The sequence below is a fragment of the Heyndrickxia sp. FSL K6-6286 genome (assembly GCF_038630395.1).
GTDB lineage: Bacteria > Bacillota > Bacilli > Bacillales > Bacillaceae_C > Heyndrickxia > Heyndrickxia oleronia.
Window position 1 is genome coordinate 4,897,501 of record NZ_CP152029.1, and the last position, 19,927, is coordinate 4,917,427.

Consider the following 19,927-nt stretch of genomic DNA (forward strand, 5'->3'; position numbering starts at 1 on the left):
GAAGGAAAAGATGCATAGATGTCCATCCACAGCTTCGGTGATACGTTTAGCCCCGGTACATTTTCGGCGCAGAGTCACTCGACCAGTGAGCTATTACGCACTCTTTAAATGGTGGCTGCTTCTAAGCCAACATCCTGGTTGTCTAAGCAACTCCACATCCTTTTCCACTTAACGTATACTTTGGGACCTTAGCTGGTGGTCTGGGCTGTTTCCCTCTTGACTACGGATCTTATCACTCGCAGTCTGACTCCTAAGGATAAGTCATTGGCATTCGGAGTTTGTCTGAATTCGGTAACCCGATGAGGGCCCCTAGTCCAAACAGTGCTCTACCTCCAAGACTCTTACCTTAAGGCTAGCCCTAAAGCTATTTCGGAGAGAACCAGCTATCTCCAAGTTCGATTGGAATTTCTCCGCTACCCACACCTCATCCCCGCACTTTTCAACGTGCGTGGGTTCGGGCCTCCAGTAAGTGTTACCTTACCTTCACCCTGGACATGGGTAGATCACCTGGTTTCGGGTCTACGACCTCATACTTGATCGCCCTATTCAGACTCGCTTTCGCTGCGGCTCCGCCTCTTCAGCTTAACCTTGCATGAAATCGTAACTCGCCGGTTCATTCTACAAAAGGCACGCTATCACCCTGCATAAAGCATAGGGCTCTAACTACTTGTAGGCACACGGTTTCAGGTTCTCTTTCACTCCCCTTCCGGGGTGCTTTTCACCTTTCCCTCACGGTACTGGTTCACTATCGGTCACTAGGGAGTATTTAGCCTTGGGAGATGGTCCTCCCTGCTTCCGACGGGATTTCACGTGTCCCGCCGTACTCAGGATCCACTCTGGAGGGAACGAAGTTTCAACTACAGGGTTGTTACCTTCTTTGACGGGCCTTTCCAGACCTCTTCATTTACTCCGTTCCTTTGTAACTCCGTATAGAGTGTCCTACAACCCCAAGAGGCAAGCCTCTTGGTTTGGGCTTCTTCCGTTTCGCTCGCCGCTACTCAGGAAATCGCAATTGCTTTCTCTTCCTCCGGGTACTTAGATGTTTCAGTTCCCCGGGTCTGCCTTCCTTACTCTATGTATTCAAGTAAGGATACTACCCCATTACGGGCAGTGGGTTCCCCCATTCGGAAATCTCCGGATCAAAGCTCGCTTACAGCTCCCCGAAGCATATCGGTGTTAGTCCCGTCCTTCATCGGCTCCTAGTGCCAAGGCATTCACCGTGCGCCCTTACTAACTTAACCTACGGCCAATGATAAGCTTCGAATCTCTTCGTCAACTCACTCATTCGCATCCTCACGTATGTGTAATACGCTGCGGTGCTCCTTCGTTCGTTTCCTCGATCTTCTCGCTTCTCCTTGCCCTTTCAGTTTAAAAACTACTTAATGGATTCATCCATAAAGTGGCGATTCTCGGTTATTACTTGGTTACTTCTTAATATTATCTAGTTTTCAAGGAACAATCCGGCGAATGATAAGCTTCGAATCTCTTCGTCAGCGCACTCACTCACATCCTCACGTATGTTTATACGTTCCGGTGCTCGTTCGCTTGCTTCCTCGACCTTCTCGCTTCTAATTCACCTCTATTAAACTGAAAGGATTAACCTTTCAAAACTGAACAAAACAGAAGACGTCTGAACCACGTAAGTGGTTTTCCATATTCCTTAGAAAGGAGGTGATCCAGCCGCACCTTCCGATACGGCTACCTTGTTACGACTTCACCCCAATCATCTGTCCCACCTTCGGCGGCTGGCTCCAAAAGGTTACCTCACCGACTTCGGGTGTTACAAACTCTCGTGGTGTGACGGGCGGTGTGTACAAGGCCCGGGAACGTATTCACCGCGGCATGCTGATCCGCGATTACTAGCGATTCCGGCTTCATGTAGGCGAGTTGCAGCCTACAATCCGAACTGAGAATGGTTTTATGGGATTGGCTAAACCTCGCGGTCTTGCAGCCCTTTGTACCATCCATTGTAGCACGTGTGTAGCCCAGGTCATAAGGGGCATGATGATTTGACGTCATCCCCACCTTCCTCCGGTTTGTCACCGGCAGTCACCTTAGAGTGCCCAACTGAATGCTGGCAACTAAGGTCAAGGGTTGCGCTCGTTGCGGGACTTAACCCAACATCTCACGACACGAGCTGACGACAACCATGCACCACCTGTCACTCTTGTCCCCGAAGGGAAATCCCTATCTCTAGGGAGGTCAAGAGGATGTCAAGACCTGGTAAGGTTCTTCGCGTTGCTTCGAATTAAACCACATGCTCCACCGCTTGTGCGGGCCCCCGTCAATTCCTTTGAGTTTCAGCCTTGCGGCCGTACTCCCCAGGCGGAGTGCTTAATGCGTTAGCTGCAGCACTAAAGGGCGGAAACCCTCTAACACTTAGCACTCATCGTTTACGGCGTGGACTACCAGGGTATCTAATCCTGTTCGCTCCCCACGCTTTCGCGCCTCAGCGTCAGTTACAGACCAGAGAGTCGCCTTCGCCACTGGTGTTCCTCCACATCTCTACGCATTTCACCGCTACACGTGGAATTCCACTCTCCTCTTCTGCACTCAAGTCTCCCAGTTTCCAATGGCCGCTTGCGGTTGAGCCGCAAGATTTCACATCAGACTTAAGAAACCGCCTGCGCGCGCTTTACGCCCAATAATTCCGGACAACGCTTGCCACCTACGTATTACCGCGGCTGCTGGCACGTAGTTAGCCGTGGCTTTCTGGTTAGGTACCGTCAAGGTACCGCCCTATTCGAACGATACTTGTTCTTCCCTAACAACAGAGTTTTACGATCCGAAAACCTTCATCACTCACGCGGCGTTGCTCCGTCAGACTTTCGTCCATTGCGGAAGATTCCCTACTGCTGCCTCCCGTAGGAGTCTGGGCCGTGTCTCAGTCCCAGTGTGGCCGATCACCCTCTCAAGTCGGCTACGCATCGTCGCCTTGGTGAGCCGTTACCTCACCAACTAGCTAATGCGCCGCGGGTCCATCTGTAAGTGATAGCCGAGGCCATCTTTCAATTCTCCCTCATGCGAAGAAAAAAGTTATCCGGTATTAGCCCCGGTTTCCCGGAGTTATCCCAGTCTTACAGGCAGGTTACCCACGTGTTACTCACCCGTCCGCCGCTAATCATCAGGGAGCAAGCTCCCATCAGATTCGCTCGACTTGCATGTATTAGGCACGCCGCCAGCGTTCGTCCTGAGCCAGGATCAAACTCTCCAAAAAGATGTTTGATATAGCTCTTTATAAATAAAAGTAATTCATTGACGTTTCGTTTTGTTCAGTTTTCAAAGATCAATCTATTTCTTTAACAACTTTTATATCTTAACATCTTTTTAAGTTGATGTCAACAACTTTTTTTTGGAGCGGGTGATGGGAATCGAACCCACGACAACAGCTTGGAAGGCTGTAGTTTTACCACTAAACTACACCCGCATAATATTCAAATTTGTAATGGTCGGGAAGACAGGATTCGAACCTGCGACCCCATGGTCCCAAACCATGTGCTCTACCAAGCTGAGCTACTTCCCGTTAGGATATATAATGGCGCGCCCGATAGGAGTCGAACCCATAACCTTCTGATCCGTAGTCAGACGCTCTATCCAATTGAGCTACGGGCGCAATCACGGAAAGATATTTTGCTTTGCAAAAACTTCAGTTCTTTTGCCTGTATATAATCTTTGGTGCGGCCGAGAGGACTTGAACCTCCACGGTGTTGCCACCACTAGGCCCTCAACCTAGCGCGTCTGCCATTCCGCCACGACCGCATTTAAAAAAGCGACATAAGATATGATAACAAACTGCTAGATAAAAGTCAAGATTTTTTTGGTGCGGGTGAAGGGAGTCGAACCCCCACGCCTTGCGGCGCCAGATCCTAAGTCTGGTGCGTCTGCCAATTCCGCCACACCCGCGTTATGAAAGTTAAGTTACTTTACTTCACAAAAACAAAGGTGAGCCATGAAGGACTCGAACCTTCGACCCTCTGATTAAAAGTCAGATGCTCTACCAACTGAGCTAATGGCTCTTACTATTAAATTCAAGCTATTATAGATATGCACCTTAGAACAAATTGTGCATCTACGACGTCCCAATCTCAGAAAGTTTATTCAAGATGCAACTCGATTGGTACGCTGTTGTATTGCTACGCAGCTTACTCGATCGTGCTCTACCAACTGAGCTAATGGCTCATACTATTTTTATATTTCTTTATTTCCTTACCAAAATAAAAAAATGGCTGGGCTAGCTGGATTCGAACCAACGAGTGACGGAGTCAAAGTCCGTTGCCTTACCACTTGGCTATAGCCCAATATGTATTTATCAAAAACCATTTTTGTTTTTAAATGGCGGTCCGGACGGGACTCGAACCCGCGACCTCCTGCGTGACAGGCAGGCATTCTAACCAACTGAACTACCGGACCAAATATATTTTTTTAAAAATGACCCGTACGGGATTCGAACCCGTGTTACCGCCGTGAAAGGGCGGTGTCTTAACCGCTTGACCAACGGGCCACATTCAATAGTTTTACTGGCGGAGAAGGAGGGATTTGAACCCTCGCGCCGCTTACGCGACCTACACCCTTAGCAGGGGCGCCTCTTCAGCCACTTGAGTACTTCCCCATATGGCTCCGCAGGTAGGATTCGAACCTACGACCGATCGGTTAACAGCCGATAGCTCTACCACTGAGCTACTGCGGAATGACAATCATCTTGTCGACTCTTAAAATTATAATTAGAATCAATCACAATGTCAACTAGTTTTTTAAAATTTATTTTATGATCTTTTTTCACTAATTAACATTAACTTTCCACGGCATTTCCCACATACATATCGGTTAATATTCATCCGCTTTTTACGTTTGAATAGTGTATGACAATCAGTACAAATATATACATAGTCTAGAGTTGTTTTTTTAACACTCTTCGTTAATAATGGGGTACAAAATCTTGGAGCATCGACAGCTGAAAGTAGCTTTTTAAAATCTGAATCCCTATGTTGGTAGCCCCTTCCCTCTAAATGAAGATGGTAATGACAGAGCTCATGCTTGATTATCCCAATTAGCTCCGCTTCTCCAAATTCATCATAATATTTTTTATTGATTTCAATATTATGGGAGCTTAATAAGTATCTTCCTCCTGTTGTTCGAAGCCTTGGATTAAATAATGCCTTATGTTTAAATGTCTTTCCAAATAATTGCAATGATAATCTTTCAACCAAATCTTGAAGCTGATCATTGTTCATTATTTTCACCCCTTTTTCGAACGAACAAGACAACCTATTATAGCATATACTAGGTATTAACCTACTTTTTATTAAGGAAGGACTTGATGTTATGCCGACATGGTTTCAAAACCAAATTCGAAAAGCCTTTTCAGAAAAAGATCATTACCAAATCAAACTACTTAACCAATGTTGGTTCTTCTATCAAAATAAACTTCAAAATTAAAGCTGAAACAACTTTCTAGACAATCCTCACTTATTATTAATGAAATGACAAAAAGGTACTTTACACCCTTACATTTTCAGATTCCTACATTGATAAATTCAAGGAGTAGGAATTTACCTGAAGTTCAACTAAATAAATGATTCGAATCTTTATTACTACGCCAATAAAGAAAGGCGTGTGATAACACGCCTTTTATTTTGGTAGCATCGTTAATGATAATCTTCCTTTTTGTACATCCACATTCTCTACCCATACAGTTACTATATCTCCTAGAGCAACTACATCTAATGGATGCTTAACAAATTTATTACTTAGCTTTGATATATGAACAAGGCCGTCTTCTTTTACACCTACATCGACAAATGCCCCAAAATCAACTACATTTCGAACAGTACCTTGCATTTCAGTACCTACTTTTAAATCTTCTAATTTCAATATATCCTTCTTAAGTAACGGTTGAGGCAACTCATCACGCGGATCACGTCCTGGACGGTTTAAGGCATCGATAATATCTTTCAATGTCAGTTCACCAATACCTAGTTCATCGGATAGGCTACTTAATGAAATCGATTCAAGAGCAGTCTTTAACTTCTCCCCACCTATATCTGCCACTGTACAATCGATTTTGTTTAATAGCTTTTTCACAGCATCGTAGTTTTCAGGATGGATAGGTGTTTTATCTAATGGATCATCACCATCAATAATTCGCAAGAAACCAATGCATTGTTCGTAGGTTTTCGCACCTAGACGTGGAATCGACTTTAGTTGATTTCTATTATTAATTTTCCCCGCTTCATTTCTGAATTTAACTATATTATTGGCAACTGATTTACTCAATCCTGATACATATTGTAATAGGGAGGAGGAAGCCGTGTTTACATTAACACCTACTTGGTTAACCGCTGTTTCTACAACAAAAGTAAGAGATTCATTTAGATTTTTTTGAGAAACATCGTGCTGATACTGGCCTACACCGACAGATTTCGGGTCTATTTTTACTAATTCGGCTAGTGGATCCTGTAATCTTCTCGCTATAGAGACTGCACTTCTTTCTTCAACTTGAAAATCAGGGAATTCTTCTCGGGCAAGATCCGAAGCTGAATAAACACTTGCACCAGCTTCATTGACAATAATATAAGATATTTCCTTATCTATTTCCCTTAAAATTTCTGCTACAAATTGTTCCGTTTCCTGTGAAGCGGTCCCATTACCAATCGCAATCACTTCTACATTGGAATCTCTAATAACCTCAATAAGCTTCTGCCTTGCTTCCTCTGGTTTTGCTTTTGGTGGGTGAGGATAGATCACACCTATCGATAATACTTTACCTGTTTCATTAACAACAGCTAATTTACACCCTGTTCGATAAGCAGGATCGACCCCCAGCACAATCTTTCCTTTTAACGGTGGCTGAAGCAAAAGGTTTCTTAAGTTTTCAGAGAAAATATGAATGGCTTGATTTTCCGCTTTTTCTGTTAAATCATTTCTTATTTCTCTTTCAATAGAAGGTTGGATTAAACGTTTATAACTGTCTTCAATCGCTTCTTTTACTAGTGAAGTCACACTTGACTGTGCTTTTTTTATCACCTTTTGATAAAGGTGATTAACAATTTTCTCCGTTTCCGGATGAATAGACACTCGAAGAACTTCTTCCTTCTCACCACGATTTAAGGCTAAAATGCGATGCGGTACAATTTTACGAATTGGTTCTTCATATTCATAATACATTTCAAAGACTTTTTTAGAATCAATTTCCTCTTTTTTTACCGATGAAGCTATCATTCCTGTTTTAAACGTTTCTTTTCGTATCCAGTCACGATTTGCAGCATCATCTGAAATCCATTCCGCTATAATATCCTTCGCCCCTGCAAGAGCATCTTCTACTGTATGAATATCTTTTTCTTCTGAAAGGAAAAGTCCTGCTTTCTTATTAACGTCCTCATTCAATGGAAATGTCATGATCCACTCAGCTAACGGTTCCAATCCTTTTTCTTTTGCTATTGTTGCCTTCGTTCGTCTCTTTTGTTTGTATGGTCTATATAAATCTTCAAGCGTTTGTAATTTGTCTGCTTGAATAATGCTTTGTTGAAGTTCCTCAGTGAGCTTTCCTTGCTCATCGATTAGGCGAATCACTTCTTCTTTTCTCTGCTCTAAATTTTGAATATAACTCCATCTATCCATAATGGATCTAATTTGAACTTCATCCAGAGCACCTGTCATTTCTTTTCGGTACCGGGCAATAAACGGAACCGTATTACCTTCTTCTAGAAGGGCGATTACATTTTTTATTTGTTTATTAGAAAAATTAAGCTCTTTCGATAAACGTTGCTGCAATTCTTCTTTTCTTTCAATCGTTTGTTCCAATCCGCACACACCTACTTCTCATAATTTATAACATCGTTTCCAATAATCTTATTTTAACACTACTATACCAAAAGGAAAAAGCTTGCCATTAGTGCAAGCTCCCAATAATAAATGTAGAATCATCCGCATTCAAATATTCTTCATTCTTGAGTTCATTTGCAATCATTTCAATTGAACAACAGCTTCTTAATAACGCTTTAGAATTGGAAGTTCTTAATCCATCTGAATGAAGTAAAAATTTTGATCCAGGCTCATACGGAAAACATTGAGTTCGAAAAGTTTGAGGACGACCCGATAAATACCCTGTTACAGGAATAGGATAAGTAAGTTTTCCGGAAGGTGTATACAAATAGAAGCGTATATTTCCAACACAACTATATGCGAACTCCTTTTCCTTTAAATTAACTTTTAAAACCGCTACCGCCGCTCCTCTTTTTTGAACAAGAACCTCATTGCAATGCTTCATTAACGAATCAACATCTTTATCTGCATTATTTTTTACTGCTTCTGCAACTGCAAATGAGGCTTCGAATGCATATTGCCCACTCCCTAATCCATCAGCTAGTACACATAAAAAGTACTCATCTGTGGCTGTATAGTAATAGCTATCACCACAATAGGATTTTCCTTCCTTTGCTAGCTGATACGCATATACCTCAACCAAATCCTGTTGAAAATGTTTCATAACGATGGACTCTCCTTTATCAAAGAGTCACCACTTATGGCCATTTTTAATTTTTTTATCGCCTTTCTCTGCAAACGCGAAACATGCATTTGAGAAATTCCTAATTTTTCTCCTGTTTCCTTTTGACTAAGATTATCAAGGTAAGTGTATTGAATAATTTGCCTCTCTCTTTCATTTAAAACATGTAATACCTTATCAAGAACAAGGCGTTGATCTACTTTCTCGTATCCAGCGTCCTCATTTCCTACAATGTCTAATAATGTGACAGTACTTCCATCTGAATCCGCTTCGATAGAGTGGTCAACAGATAATGCTTGGTAGCTTTTCCCCATCTCCATCGCTTCTAAAATTTCTTCTTCGGATACATTTAATTTAGCAGCAATCTCTGCAATTTTCGGAGATCGCTGTAATTCGGTTGTTAATTCCTCAATGGTTACCTTAATTTTCGGTCCAATTTCTTTAATACGTCGTGGAACATGAACACTCCATGTTTTGTCACGAAGGAATCGTTTAATTTCGCCAATAATCGTCGGGATGGCAAATGATTCAAAGCTTTTTCCATAGGATTCATCATAACGTCGAATTGCACCTAGTAAACCTAATATTCCAACCTGAAAAATATCCTCGTGATAAGACCTTCCTTTGGAATATTTTCGTGCAATGGAGTCCACTAATTTTTCATAGTGTAATACAAGATCATTCTGTGCGTTTTGATCTTCATTCTCTTGAAATAATTTAATTAAATGATTTATATGTTCTTTTCCAAACTGACTAGGTTGAGACAATTTGGGCATCAGTCTCCACCTGCTCTCCCTCGAGGTATTTGGTCATTATGACCGTTACCCCTTCCTTATAGTGAATTTTCACTTCATCCATAAGACTTTCAATTAGATAAAGACCAAGACCTCCTTCACGCATAAACTCCACGGTTTCACTTTCTAAATATGGTCCGGTCTTTTCCTTTGTCTTTCCTACATCGAAGCTTTTTCCTTGATCAGCAACTTTAATTTCTAATTTGTCTTCATACACACTAAAACCTATAATAATTTCTTTACTTGGATTCCCTTTATATGCATGTTGAACTGCGTTTGTAATTGCTTCACTAGTTGCAATCTTTAAGTCTTCGATCATCTCATAAGCAAAACCCATACGACTAGCAATACCTGAAATTGTTAATCGAATAACACCTATATATTCAGGTTTTGCAGGAATTTTCATTTCGATGCAATCGAATGCCTCCACCATTAAACGCCACCTTCTACCTCGGTATTAATATCCATAATCTTTGATAAACCAGTAATATCAAATAATCGTTCGATCCTGCTTGTTAATCCATTTAAACTTAGTTTGCCTTCATTCGTTCGGAGACCTTTAAACAAGCCAACAAAGACACCCAGGCCTGTACTATCCATATAGGAAACTCCCGATAAATCTATCGACATTTCGATTCCATGTTTATCGTTAAACGGTATAAGTGCTTCTCTAAGCTTTGGCGCAGTATACGCATCGATTTCACCATTAATTTTCGCAAAAACGTGGTTATCTATTTCTTGTATATCGATGGAAATATTCATCACGTTCACCTCATTTTAAATCTTTTTCTCTTTGATATACTTTCTTTACCCTTAATAACATATTTATAAACTTTTTTAATCCACTCTTTTTAAAATGATCAAAGTAAAATCGTCACGTAACTGAAAAGCCTGAATTCTTTCTAATTCCTTATACACATGATTTACCATTTCTTGTGCAGTCAAATCAATATATTTTTTAATTATTTCAGTAAGTATTTTTCGTTCAATAAACCCCTCTTTGGTTCGACACTCAGTTACTCCATCAGAAAGCAAAATGACCAAATCATTCTTTTGTAGAGATATATCATATTGTTTGTACTTTGTTTTTTTCTCAATTCCTAATAATAATCCTTCGGCACTCAAATCAGTAAATTGTTGATGCTTGGAATCATAAAAAAATCCTGGTTCATGCCCAGCAGAAGAAAATAGAAATTGATGATCGATTGGGTTATACATTCCGTAAAACATTGATATAAACATATTCGGATCAACATTTTGTTCAACTACGCGATTTAGACTCTCTAAAATTGCATGAGGTTGGACATTTTCTTGTAAACTATCCATCGCATATTTAATCATAGACATACATAGAGCTGCAGGAATTCCTTTTCCAATAATATCCGCAATAGCAACGCCCATACATCCATTTTCATCTTCTACAAAATGATAATAATCTCCGCTCATATGCTTAGCAGGTACACTAATTGCTCCAATATCAAGACTTTTCATTTTTGGAATTTTTGTTCCTAATAATGTTTTTTGCATATTCCTTGCTATCTCAATTTCTGTTTTAAGCTGTTGCTGTTGGTTTCTTAAACTTTGATGTTCACGATAGGCTAATCCATATCCCATCATGACTTCAAGAAGTATATCAAAGGATGAAAGCACTGATTGTGACAAATTCGGTTCTAATTCAATTAAAATCGAGCGATGTAAATTAATAATTTCCTCTGGAGTTGTACTATATTCTATCAATTTCCTACTTAATTTTTGCCCTTGGTAAAGTAGCTGTTCATTTTGGTCACTTAAATAATTGTTAATAATCTCTCTATATTTTTGCTCCAATAACGATCTACTGTCCATAGTTACTCCTCCTATCGGAGCCATTTCGTTACAATAATGGTTGTTCCTTCATTCGGTTTTGAATCAATATCGAAATCATCCATTAGTCGTTTAACGCCAGGCAATCCAGCACCTAGTCCTCCAGAGGTTGAAAAGCCATCTTCCATTACCTTTCTTACGTCCTGAATTCCAGGTCCATTGTCTTCTGCAATAATCTTTACACCGGATTTTCCATCTTTAAATATCTTCTCTATGCATATTTGTCCTTGACCAGCATAAAGAAAGATATTTCTCGCCAACTCACTGATTGCAGTTGTAATTCTTGCCTGATCTACAATTCCAAAGTTTAATTCCTTTGCAACATTTCTCCCTAATTGACGAACGGCGACGATGTCCCACTCGTTTAAAATCTTTACGCAGGATCGGAACTCCATAACGCTATTCCCCCAGTTCCTGTTGTAATTTCTCCAAACCATTTTCGAGGTCAATTGCGGTTAGGACATCTTCTAAACGAATACCGAGTTCAATTAATGTTATGGCTACAGCAGGTTTTATGCCAGTGACTACCACCTGTGCACCCATTAATTTAGACATATTAATGACATCACCCAATACCTTTGCAATAAACGAATCAATAAAATCAATAGAGGTAATATCTATTACCACACCTCTAGCACTTGTTGCATGTATTTTATGTAAAAGGTCCTCTTGAAATTGAAGTGCTGTCTGATCATCTAATTCCCATTGAATGGAGACAACCAAACAATCATGTAATTTTAAAATGGGTATTCTCACAAGGATCCCTCCAGTTTCACTATTTTCCTGTTAGTGATTTCCAAAGCTTGTTCGATTCCTTTTCTTAACGTACTTGTTGTTATGACTTGATTTAAATTAATACCTAGATTAACTATAGTTTGAGCAATCTCAGGACGAATGCCTACTAACATACACTTCGCCCCAACTAAACGGACTGCATCTGCTGCTTGAATAATATGATGTGCGACCATTGTGTCAACAACAGGAACTCCTGTAATGTCAATTAATACAACCTCAGCTCGATGCTTTACAACCCCATTTAAGAGATTCTCCATAATTAGCTTTGCCCTTTCCGTATCAATGGTGCCCACTAACGGCATAACTGATATTTTCTCAAAAACTGGAATGAGTGGTGCAGAAAGTTCCTGAAGAGCGATTTTTTGTAGAGATACTGTTCTTTCCCATGTTGCTGTGTATGCGCTTATAATTTCATTGTACATAGGTGTCATCCATTTATCATAAACCAAGAAGTATTCAGAATGTTTTTCCTTTGGAAGATCCGTTGTTTCATTAATTTTATCAAAAATAATTTTCCCCATTGTAGACAATCCTGAAGTGACGAAAGTTAACGGCCAACCTAGTCGAACGATTTTTTCAGCGAATTCGGATAACTTCTCGTTATAGTTTTCGCTCGTATCTAATCGGGACAAAATTACATCTACAAATTCACTGCTAGTATTCACATATACCTGGTCAGAAACCACATTGATAAACCTTTCATCACCGTTTTGCTTCATTCTTTCCATCCATTCAGTTAAAATTTCATCTTTATGGTTTGGAATATATTCTAATAAAAAATTGTACATAATAATCTCTCCTATCTCTAAATCTTCTTTACTCTTGGTTTGTTGCCTCATACATATTTGCTTAGATACTAAATAATTGAGGCCCTTATCGTAATGAGGAAGAAAACAACAGCAAAAATCCTGATAGGAAATTTACTTTTTGCAACAAGTTGCTACAAAAGCACCTAAATATAAATTCTATCTAGTGATCTATATTCATGTTAGCAAAAAATAAATAACGAAAAAATTTATATCTTCCCACTTATACAAAAATAGGTAATATTACCTATAAAATAGTTCGATCATTTATCTCATCCTTTACATATATAAAAAAATACATAAAGGTTGTTTTTGTAAAAGTCCTTTTGCCGGCTTTTACACTAAATAAAGGTATCAAGCTTATTAAGAAGAGTTTCATTTCTTTTCTCAGTGAAATGAAGGAGATTAGTGGTCTTCGGCTTTTGAGAAAAGAGCCTAATAAAAAAACCTTCCTCATTATGAAGAAGGATCAAAAAATAAAGAAACCCTCAATTTTTATGAGCGTTTCTAGATTAAAATTCAATAAGTCCTAAACTAATTTGCAGTGCATCGTCCACTTTTTCCATCATTTCTTCGTCTAAATGTGTGATTTTGTCTGTTAAGCGTTGTTTATCAATGGTGCGAATTTGTTCAAGCAAAATAACAGAATCGCGTTCAAAGCCATAACGCTTTGCATCAATTTCAACATGTGTAGGAAGTTTTGCTTTTTGGATTTGCGCTGTAATAGCAGCAACAATTACAGTGGGACTAAACCGATTCCCAATGTCGTTTTGAATGACCAAAACAGGGCGGACTCCACCTTGTTCAGATCCGACAACTGGGGAAAGGTCAGCAAAATACACGTCACCACGCTTAACAATCAAAGGACTAACCCCCGCTTACTAAGCGTTCTACTGTATGTTCTGCTTCGTACTCTGCTTGAATCGCCTCAGATGCTATTGCTAAATTAATTTTAGCCATTTCCATGTAGCCGCGTCTCATAGATTCGCGAATCTGTCTTTTTTTACGCTCACGAAGATACATCTTTGTAGCTCGATAAATAAATTCATTTCGATTCACATTCTCTTGCTCAGCAAATCCATCAAGTTCTGATAATAAATGTACTGGTAACCGAATTAATATTTCTGTTGTTGCGCTGGATTCAGACACAAACTACACCTCCACCAATCACTACACACCGATTCTAAATACCAATTTAATAATACCACCAAATTCACTATATGCAAAGACTAATTGAACATTCCTAACTATTATCGCCAAAAAAAACTAGAAATTATGCATTCTATATAGAATCAAAAGATAAATTTAATATTTATCATTAAAATAATCCCTTTAATAAACGGTTATCCACCTCTACAATTTGATTAGAACGTTTATAAATTCTCGGTATTCTAATAGATGTCAAGCATGGAATTTCATAATTAATCGTATCAAGTTTCCTTGCAATCTCGTCCATCGTGATATTCTCTTCACCTTGACTACCGATTAATGTAACCTGAGTTCCAACAGGGATATAATGCGGCAGTCTGATCATACATTGATCCATACAAATACGTCCGACAATAGGTACCCTAATTCCGTCAACTAAAACTTCCTGACCCTGTAATTTACGAATCCAGCCATCCGCATACCCTATTGGTAAAGTTGCAATCCACTCTTCTTTTTCTGCCTTATAAACCGCTCCATAACTTATTGAATCGCCCTTTAGAACTTTTTTTACATTTGTAATTTTTGTATGCAAGGAGAATACCTGATGTAGCTCAAATGGCAGTAGTGACTTTATTTCCTCTGATGGCGACAGGCCATACATTGCAATTCCATATCTCACTGCATTAAACTCAGATTGATTAAATCGCAGCGATGTGGCACTGTTGGCACAATGAATAAGGGATGGTTTCACATTTAATGCTGTAACCATTTTTTTAAAAGCTTCCATTTGCTTCTCGAAATAGCTTGTATTTACTTCATCTGCTGTAGCAAAATGGGTAAATAATCCCTCAAATAAAAAGATTTCTGAATGAGCAGTTAGAAATTGTTCAACTTCCTTAAGCTCGTCTATTTCTCTTACTCCGATTCTTCCCATTCCTGTGTCACATTTTACATGGACAATTAGCTTATTTTCTTCTTTCGCTAGTCGGCTCGCAGCGTCTTCCAACCACTCCTTTTGGAAAACAGTCAAAGCAATCCCAAGCTTAGCAGCCAATGGTGCATCACTAGCTCGACTTGCGCCTAACACAAGGATAGGTGCTTCAATTCCTTGATTTCGTAACGAGATGGCTTCATCTAAAATAGCAACAGCTAGCCCATATGCTCCCGCTTCTAATGCCGCTTTGGCAATTTGTATATCCCCATGTCCATAAGCATTCGCCTTCACTACTGCGAGTAATTTTATTCCATTCGGTAAATGGTTCTTCATTAATGTGATGTTTGTAGTTAAATGATCTAAATTGATTTCCACCCAAGTATCTCGATAAAACGAAATTTCATTCCTCATCATAACCACTTCCCAAATTCCTTAAGTTTCTTTATATCTCCACATTAATTTAATCATATTATTTGCCAAAAAGAAAACAGGTTCTAATAGAACCTGCTAGGAAACTTAATGGTTTATATATTTTTTTAAAGGCTCTTTTCTCAAACATTGTCGCAATTTAAGTAAAGTTTGAACGAATAACTATCGGCTGAAGACCACTACATCTTTCATTTCACTGAGAAATGTGCTGCAAACTCCATAAGAATCGCTAAATCCTTTATTAAGTGTAAAAGCCGGCAGTTGGGCTTTTACAAAAACAACTAACGATCCGAAAACAGCCTTTTTTAGTATCAACAGTCATTCACTTTCAATAAGGAGTTGCACTATTACTTAACCGGCTCCTCTTGTACAGATTGAGCGACTTCAATTAACTCATTATCTGTTAAATCATTAGAAGCAATCATGTAATCAACGCCATCCTGTGTCCATGCAATAGACTGATCAGTTAATGTTCCTACCGCAAATCCTAAATCGACCATCTCCCCACTCATTGGTGTAGGCGCCATAATAGCCGTTTGTAGTACTTCCGCCTTTTCTTGAGTCATCGTAAATGATTTTTCACCTGTATAAGTTAAAACGACACGTTTTCCATCCTCGGTATTTATTTCCTTTTCATCTAGTAAAGCTGTATCACCAATTTTTACAGTTGGATACTTTACAATAAATTCATCTTCATCAGGTTTAGCATTTACCGGGATATCAAGTTTAGCCCCTGTTAGATTTTTATTCGTATTAAAAGCATTTTTATCAAATTTCGCATTAAATTCAACTTTAGTAAACTGTACAGCCACTAATGTTTTTCGATCAGTATCCATCACCTTTACACTTTTTGGAGATAGATTCTTTTTATTAAATGTAATCTCTTGATAAGGCAACATTTTATTGTTCTGATAACGTGTTTTCGTTTCAAAAACATATTGATCGTCTGTTGCCTTAAAAGTTGCATCCTTATCACTTAAAATATCCTTTACAAGTGATTCATATAGATAAGCTTGGCTACTATTCTTTGGCCAATCACTCTGAAATTTATAACTTTTGTTAAGTGCAGGTGTTAGAACATATACGCCTTCTTTATTTCTTAGAATCATTTGACTCTGCTCTTTCTTATCATTTTTCAAGTGAACTCGATAATAATTCGGTTTACTGTACCAAATTTCAATATCATATGTTTGTGGTTCATTTCCCATTTGCAGAGTCATTTTGGCATTAGCTTTATATCCCTTTAATTCTCCCATCTGTTCATCCAATTTCTTCACAACATCTTCTTGCGACTTGGATCCACAAGCTGACAGTACTAAGATTGCTGCAAGAGCCACAACAAGCATCCAAACCTTTCTTTTCATCCCTTCAACCCCTTCATAGTGTGATTAATCGTTGGTGAAGAGAAAGGCATGTTTCAATCATATACCAAAAGTTCCTCGATACTTTAATCCCTTCCTTGAGATTTGCTTCGAACTTATAGCAATGTTTAAATAAGCCTTGTCTCTCCTATCGCACTATGAATATATGAGACAACCTTTCGGAATATGCAAAAGGTAAATTAATTTTCAGGTAGATTCAATAATAACTTGTGCAGCTGCATAGTCTCGACTATGTGTAATAGAGAGATGTACACCCGTTTCTTTAGGTTTTTTAAAATAAGGCTTTCCTCTCTCATCAACCATAATCTCCATTTCATGAAAGCTTAATTCTTTGCCAATCCCTGTACCGAGTGCTTTAGAAAAAGCCTCTTTCGCCGCAAAACGACCAGCTAAAAATTCAGATTTTCGAGTCTCTTTCAGCCCCTGATAATCCTCTAATTCAGATTTAGTTAATACCTTTTCTGGAAATCGAGATTGTCGTGTCCGTATTTGATGAATCCGTTCGATTTCAACAATATCTAGTCCAATACCTTGAATCATTTTTTAACACCTTCTATCATAGAACCGCTTCGCATATGAATTAGTACAAGATCTCATGGCGAAAGGAGTTCAAAATTATGTTTACTCGTCACGAAAGCTTTTCTCAATATGTAAGAAATTATCCAGTAATAAGTACCATTATCCTTTTACAAATATTATTGTTTATTATAAACTTTATCCCCATGATTCCGCATAAATTCATATTACAGTATTTATCTGGGGTAAACATCTATATTGCAAACGGTGAATATTGGCGTTTAATTACCCCTATCTTTGTTCATAGAGACTTTACACATCTTTTTTTTAATTCATTTTCCCTCCTTATTTTTGGCCCTTTCTTAGAAACAACTCTCGAAAAAAAATTGTTCAGCCTTTTTTATCTTGGTTGTGGCCTAATGGCCAATATCGCAACATATTTATTTTTACCACTTACTTATGGACATGTTGGGGCAAGTGGAGCGATATTTGGGCTTTTTGGAATCTATTTAGCATTGATTGTTTTAAAGAAAATAGAAGTAGCTAAATCAACTCAGATCATTATTCCTCTCATTGCAATTGCGTTTATCATGACTTTTTTGGAATCAAATGTCAATATCATCGCCCATATTTTCGGTCTATCGTCTGGATTCCTCTTTAGTCTTGTTTATTTTTTACTAAAAAAGAAATGAAAAAGAGCTAAACTCTTTTTCACTAGTTTTTAAACCATAGATAAATTGTTTCTACATCCTTTGCGTCTAGATGTCTTACTTTAGATGTCTTTCCTGCACCAGATGATTTCACTGTTGACACGATAGACGCAAGGTTTCTTTTCCTTTGCAACCAACTTTCCCTAATTCCCAAGCTCTGAATCCTATTCTTCCTGATATAAATGGTGTGCTTTAAAAAACCACGGTATCTCATCACAAACTGCTTTCCTTCAATATTCCATCCCGCAGCACGATATCGTAATATCCCAAACAGAACCATCGGAAGAAGCAATAATACCCCTAAAAGACCAAATGGCCAAAAAAGAATGGTTACAATCACAGAGATAGGGAGTATCTTACATATTTCTCTAATAATATAACGGTTTTTTGCACGCTTTGGTGCCTTCTTTAAAGGCACATCTAATTGATAATCACTAAAAATATCACTAATAAGATTATTTATTCTATTCTTTTTCACCATTGGAAGAAGAATGACATTCATACTCTCTGCATCTGTTACTGATCCACCTGCACTTTCAATATAAACGGTCGCATAGCCCCATAATTGCCTTAACGGATTTTCAGTAATACGTATTGCTTGTATTCGGTGTAACGGGATAGTCGTTTGCCTTTTTTCTAGCAATCCTCTTGTAATAATTAAATTATTATCTGCAAACTTCGTCGTAAAACCATTATACTTTAGGAGAGTAACGATTATAGAGAACAGCCAAACAAGTAATAAGGAAATAAACACTAGAAGACTTACAATGAATACACCACTTTGTATAATATGACCCAACTCGTTAAATATCTTTTTATACGGAATAATCTCATCCAATTGTGTTGAAAATGCAATTAGAGCGGAAAATACTGCTCCTGCACCACCTGAGGTTGAAGCCATAATAAACATTTCTCGGTTCGTAATTCGATAAATGATCTTGGCTGAAGAAAATTCTTCTGTTACTTCCTTCAGCTTTTCAGGCGTTTTTTTAGCACCAGTTATTATTTTTTGGATTTCTTCTGCATCTTTTTTCTTAATTGCTGTTAATTCTGCCTCAGCTTCCTTTAAGCTATTGCCAGCAGTTTCAATTTTCACCCTCACTAATCCAAAGGGACGGTGTAGGATGCCTTCTGAATAATCTAGGCTTTGTATTCTTTCAAAAGGAATATATCGTTTTTTCTTTACGAATAATCCATACTCTATACGAAGCTCGCCTTCCTCTAGACGATAAGTAAATCGTAACCACTTAACAATCCCTGAAATCAAAACATAAACAATAATTAATGTCATGATGATTTGAGGAGTGTAATCCCAAAAACCTTCTTTATTGTCTCCTCTTCCAATGAAGAAAGAAATAAGAAATGGAACGATCAATTGTTTTAGTTCATTTAGAAAATTTGATATAGCAGTGATTGGATGCAGCCTTTTATGATTAGACATCCTCTTCATCCACCCTTGCAAGTGCTGATATGGACTGACGTACAGTTTCTGCTTCTATTACATCGATTGTAGGAATATGATGCACGGTAGCTGCAGTTGAAATCGTAATCGTAGCTAAACGATATTTTCTTAGAAGAGGTCCTTGGACAGTATCTACATGCTGAACTCGTATCATTGGAACAAGCGTCCTTTTAATAATAAAAACTCCATGTTGCAATTCAATTTCCTTTTCCCTAATTTCATATCTCCATCTTTTCCACCTAATATTTGGAATGATAAAAATAAATAAAACTGAATATAAAAATGCAATCAAAATTGCCAATACAATAAACCATCGATTCCAATCATACTTTATAAACAAATACGTTCCAATTATACTTAAAACCCAAATACAAAGTGAATGGATGCTTCCTGTTATCTTCCAAACCGTTAACGCACTTTTTGAGATACGCTTATTTGGTACATATATCTCCATACAAATCCCCCAATTAGTTGAATATAATATATGTACGAATCAATCCCTTATTTAGTTTCACACATACGAATGATCTCTTTTTCCCCTGAAAAATTGATTTTCAGTTTCCTCAAAAAGAACGTTTAACCTA

Annotated in this window: 19 protein-coding genes, 11 tRNA genes and 2 rRNA genes (1 of these 32 cut by a window edge); 2 read left to right on the plus strand and 30 right to left on the minus strand. The window is 38.4% G+C overall.

Annotated features, from left to right (window positions below; translation table 11 throughout):
* The 14 genes from MHI39_RS24550 to MHI39_RS24615 all read right to left on the minus strand — a co-directional run.
* Positions 1-1,241, minus strand: a 23S ribosomal RNA gene (locus MHI39_RS24550) (it extends 1,727 nt beyond the left edge of the window).
* Positions 1,242-1,664: 423 nt separating this feature from the next.
* A 16S ribosomal RNA gene (locus MHI39_RS24555) occupies positions 1,665-3,217 on the minus strand.
* Together the 16S and 23S rRNA genes with 11 tRNA genes alongside form the textbook arrangement of a ribosomal RNA operon.
* 136 nt (positions 3,218-3,353) lie before the next feature.
* A tRNA-Gly gene (locus MHI39_RS24560) sits at positions 3,354-3,427 on the minus strand.
* Between the two features lie 19 nt (positions 3,428-3,446).
* Positions 3,447-3,523 (minus strand) — tRNA-Pro (locus MHI39_RS24565).
* Positions 3,524-3,536: 13 nt separating this feature from the next.
* Positions 3,537-3,613 (minus strand) — tRNA-Arg (locus MHI39_RS24570).
* Between the two features lie 60 nt (positions 3,614-3,673).
* Positions 3,674-3,759 (minus strand) — tRNA-Leu (locus MHI39_RS24575).
* A gap of 59 nt (positions 3,760-3,818) precedes the next feature.
* Positions 3,819-3,903 (minus strand) — tRNA-Leu (locus tag MHI39_RS24580).
* Between the two features lie 40 nt (positions 3,904-3,943).
* A tRNA-Lys gene (locus MHI39_RS24585) sits at positions 3,944-4,016 on the minus strand.
* 207 nt (positions 4,017-4,223) lie between these two features.
* A tRNA-Gln gene (locus MHI39_RS24590) sits at positions 4,224-4,298 on the minus strand.
* A 35-nt stretch (positions 4,299-4,333) separates the two neighbouring features.
* A tRNA-Asp gene (locus MHI39_RS24595) sits at positions 4,334-4,410 on the minus strand.
* Positions 4,411-4,429: 19 nt separating this feature from the next.
* Positions 4,430-4,501: transfer RNA gene (locus MHI39_RS24600), tRNA-Glu, on the minus strand.
* Positions 4,502-4,518: 17 nt separating this feature from the next.
* Positions 4,519-4,609 (minus strand) — tRNA-Ser (locus MHI39_RS24605).
* Between the two features lie 3 nt (positions 4,610-4,612).
* Positions 4,613-4,687, minus strand: a tRNA-Asn gene (locus MHI39_RS24610).
* 76 nt (positions 4,688-4,763) lie between these two features.
* On the minus strand, positions 4,764-5,231 hold the full coding sequence (locus MHI39_RS24615) for a SprT family protein (RefSeq protein ID WP_071975416.1): 468 nt from the start codon (positions 5,229-5,231) through the stop codon (positions 4,764-4,766).
* A 91-nt stretch (positions 5,232-5,322) separates the two neighbouring features.
* Between MHI39_RS24615 and cmpA the strand changes: the two genes are divergently transcribed.
* The gene (cmpA, locus tag MHI39_RS24620; protein WP_139254833.1) at positions 5,323-5,436 is read left to right on the plus strand and encodes a cortex morphogenetic protein CmpA; all 114 of its coding nucleotides are present in this window, start codon (positions 5,323-5,325) and stop codon (positions 5,434-5,436) included.
* Between the two features lie 192 nt (positions 5,437-5,628).
* Here the strand turns inward: cmpA and MHI39_RS24625 are convergent, their stop codons facing one another.
* From MHI39_RS24625 to acpS, 14 genes are all read right to left on the minus strand, one after another.
* On the minus strand, positions 5,629-7,800 hold the full coding sequence (locus MHI39_RS24625) for a Tex family protein (protein ID WP_058005325.1): 2,172 nt from the start codon (positions 7,798-7,800) through the stop codon (positions 5,629-5,631).
* A gap of 88 nt (positions 7,801-7,888) precedes the next feature.
* A complete protein-coding gene (locus tag MHI39_RS24630; protein WP_058005324.1) occupies positions 7,889-8,485 on the minus strand; it encodes a PP2C family serine/threonine-protein phosphatase in 597 nt (198 codons plus the stop codon).
* Positions 8,482-9,279: an RNA polymerase sigma factor SigB gene (gene sigB, locus MHI39_RS24635; protein ID WP_071975415.1), complete on the minus strand. Its 798-nt coding sequence runs from the start codon at positions 9,277-9,279 to the stop codon at positions 8,482-8,484. The genes MHI39_RS24630 and sigB overlap by 4 nt, the downstream gene beginning before the upstream one ends.
* The gene (gene rsbW, locus MHI39_RS24640) at positions 9,257-9,730 is read right to left on the minus strand and encodes an anti-sigma B factor RsbW (RefSeq protein WP_058005322.1); all 474 of its coding nucleotides are present in this window, start codon (positions 9,728-9,730) and stop codon (positions 9,257-9,259) included. The genes sigB and rsbW overlap by 23 nt, the downstream gene beginning before the upstream one ends.
* The gene (locus MHI39_RS24645; protein WP_058005321.1) at positions 9,730-10,059 is read right to left on the minus strand and encodes an anti-sigma factor antagonist; all 330 of its coding nucleotides are present in this window, start codon (positions 10,057-10,059) and stop codon (positions 9,730-9,732) included. Before MHI39_RS24645 ends, rsbW begins: the two co-directional genes overlap by 1 nt.
* Positions 10,060-10,134: 75 nt before the next feature.
* A complete protein-coding gene (locus MHI39_RS24650) occupies positions 10,135-11,142 on the minus strand; it encodes a PP2C family protein-serine/threonine phosphatase (RefSeq protein WP_058005320.1) in 1,008 nt (335 codons plus the stop codon).
* Between the two features lie 11 nt (positions 11,143-11,153).
* Complete coding sequence (locus MHI39_RS24655; protein ID WP_058005319.1) at positions 11,154-11,555, minus strand: anti-sigma regulatory factor; 402 nt, start codon at positions 11,553-11,555, stop codon at positions 11,154-11,156.
* 4 nt (positions 11,556-11,559) lie between these two features.
* Positions 11,560-11,922: an STAS domain-containing protein gene (locus MHI39_RS24660; RefSeq protein WP_139254832.1), complete on the minus strand. Its 363-nt coding sequence runs from the start codon at positions 11,920-11,922 to the stop codon at positions 11,560-11,562.
* A complete protein-coding gene (locus MHI39_RS24665; protein WP_058005317.1) occupies positions 11,913-12,743 on the minus strand; it encodes an RsbT co-antagonist protein RsbRA in 831 nt (276 codons plus the stop codon). Before MHI39_RS24665 ends, MHI39_RS24660 begins: the two co-directional genes overlap by 10 nt.
* 530 nt (positions 12,744-13,273) lie before the next feature.
* A complete protein-coding gene (gene ndoA / locus MHI39_RS24670) occupies positions 13,274-13,624 on the minus strand; it encodes a type II toxin-antitoxin system endoribonuclease NdoA (protein ID WP_055741345.1) in 351 nt (116 codons plus the stop codon).
* 4 nt (positions 13,625-13,628) lie between these two features.
* Positions 13,629-13,910 carry a hypothetical protein gene (locus MHI39_RS24675; RefSeq protein ID WP_058005316.1) on the minus strand — a complete coding sequence of 94 codons (282 nt, stop codon included), beginning with the start codon at positions 13,908-13,910 and terminating at the stop codon, positions 13,629-13,631.
* Positions 13,911-14,079: 169 nt separating this feature from the next.
* Complete coding sequence (gene alr, locus MHI39_RS24680; protein WP_079991325.1) at positions 14,080-15,255, minus strand: alanine racemase; 1,176 nt, start codon at positions 15,253-15,255, stop codon at positions 14,080-14,082.
* A gap of 365 nt (positions 15,256-15,620) precedes the next feature.
* Positions 15,621-16,637, minus strand: a complete 1,017-nt coding sequence (locus MHI39_RS24685) for an outer membrane lipoprotein carrier protein LolA (protein ID WP_058005315.1) — start codon at positions 16,635-16,637, stop codon at positions 15,621-15,623.
* 204 nt (positions 16,638-16,841) lie between these two features.
* Positions 16,842-17,195: a holo-ACP synthase gene (gene acpS / locus MHI39_RS24690; RefSeq protein ID WP_058005314.1), complete on the minus strand. Its 354-nt coding sequence runs from the start codon at positions 17,193-17,195 to the stop codon at positions 16,842-16,844.
* Positions 17,196-17,272: 77 nt separating this feature from the next.
* On the opposite strand from acpS, the gene MHI39_RS24695 reads away from it, so the two are divergent.
* Positions 17,273-17,863 (plus strand): rhomboid family intramembrane serine protease, encoded by a 591-nt coding sequence (locus MHI39_RS24695; protein WP_058005313.1) that lies wholly within the window; start codon positions 17,273-17,275, stop codon positions 17,861-17,863.
* A 22-nt stretch (positions 17,864-17,885) separates the two neighbouring features.
* Here MHI39_RS24695 and MHI39_RS24700 read toward each other — a convergent pair whose 3' ends face one another.
* Complete coding sequence (locus MHI39_RS24700) at positions 17,886-19,322, minus strand: PH domain-containing protein (RefSeq protein ID WP_058005312.1); 1,437 nt, start codon at positions 19,320-19,322, stop codon at positions 17,886-17,888.
* Entirely contained in the window at positions 19,315-19,797 is a 483-nt protein-coding gene (locus MHI39_RS24705; RefSeq protein WP_058005311.1) for a PH domain-containing protein, read from the minus strand. The genes MHI39_RS24700 and MHI39_RS24705 overlap by 8 nt, the downstream gene beginning before the upstream one ends.
* Positions 19,798-19,927 lie beyond the last annotated feature (130 nt).

What these genes read in the sequence shown, in the direction of transcription:
- MHI39_RS24615 (WP_071975416.1), bottom strand. Translation starts at nt 5,231, where the DNA reads ATGAACAATGATCAGCTTCAAGATTTGGTTGAAAGATTATCATTGCAA.
- MHI39_RS24705 (WP_058005311.1), bottom strand. Translation starts at nt 19,797, where the DNA reads ATGGAGATATATGTACCAAATAAGCGTATCTCAAAAAGTGCGTTAACG.
- MHI39_RS24685 (WP_058005315.1), bottom strand. Translation starts at nt 16,637, where the DNA reads ATGAAAAGAAAGGTTTGGATGCTTGTTGTGGCTCTTGCAGCAATCTTA.
- sigB (WP_071975415.1), bottom strand. Translation starts at nt 9,279, where the DNA reads ATGCCCAAATTGTCTCAACCTAGTCAGTTTGGAAAAGAACATATAAAT.
- MHI39_RS24650 (WP_058005320.1), bottom strand. Translation starts at nt 11,142, where the DNA reads ATGGACAGTAGATCGTTATTGGAGCAAAAATATAGAGAGATTATTAAC.
- cmpA (WP_139254833.1), top strand. Translation starts at nt 5,323, where the DNA reads ATGCCGACATGGTTTCAAAACCAAATTCGAAAAGCCTTTTCAGAAAAA.
- MHI39_RS24630 (WP_058005324.1), bottom strand. Translation starts at nt 8,485, where the DNA reads ATGAAACATTTTCAACAGGATTTGGTTGAGGTATATGCGTATCAGCTA.
- rsbW (WP_058005322.1), bottom strand. Translation starts at nt 9,730, where the DNA reads ATGGTGGAGGCATTCGATTGCATCGAAATGAAAATTCCTGCAAAACCT.
- MHI39_RS24695 (WP_058005313.1), top strand. Translation starts at nt 17,273, where the DNA reads ATGTTTACTCGTCACGAAAGCTTTTCTCAATATGTAAGAAATTATCCA.
- MHI39_RS24665 (WP_058005317.1), bottom strand. Translation starts at nt 12,743, where the DNA reads ATGTACAATTTTTTATTAGAATATATTCCAAACCATAAAGATGAAATT.
- MHI39_RS24700 (WP_058005312.1), bottom strand. Translation starts at nt 19,322, where the DNA reads ATGTCTAATCATAAAAGGCTGCATCCAATCACTGCTATATCAAATTTT.
- MHI39_RS24645 (WP_058005321.1), bottom strand. Translation starts at nt 10,059, where the DNA reads ATGAATATTTCCATCGATATACAAGAAATAGATAACCACGTTTTTGCG.
- acpS (WP_058005314.1), bottom strand. Translation starts at nt 17,195, where the DNA reads ATGATTCAAGGTATTGGACTAGATATTGTTGAAATCGAACGGATTCAT.
- MHI39_RS24655 (WP_058005319.1), bottom strand. Translation starts at nt 11,555, where the DNA reads ATGGAGTTCCGATCCTGCGTAAAGATTTTAAACGAGTGGGACATCGTC.
- alr (WP_079991325.1), bottom strand. Translation starts at nt 15,255, where the DNA reads ATGAGGAATGAAATTTCGTTTTATCGAGATACTTGGGTGGAAATCAAT.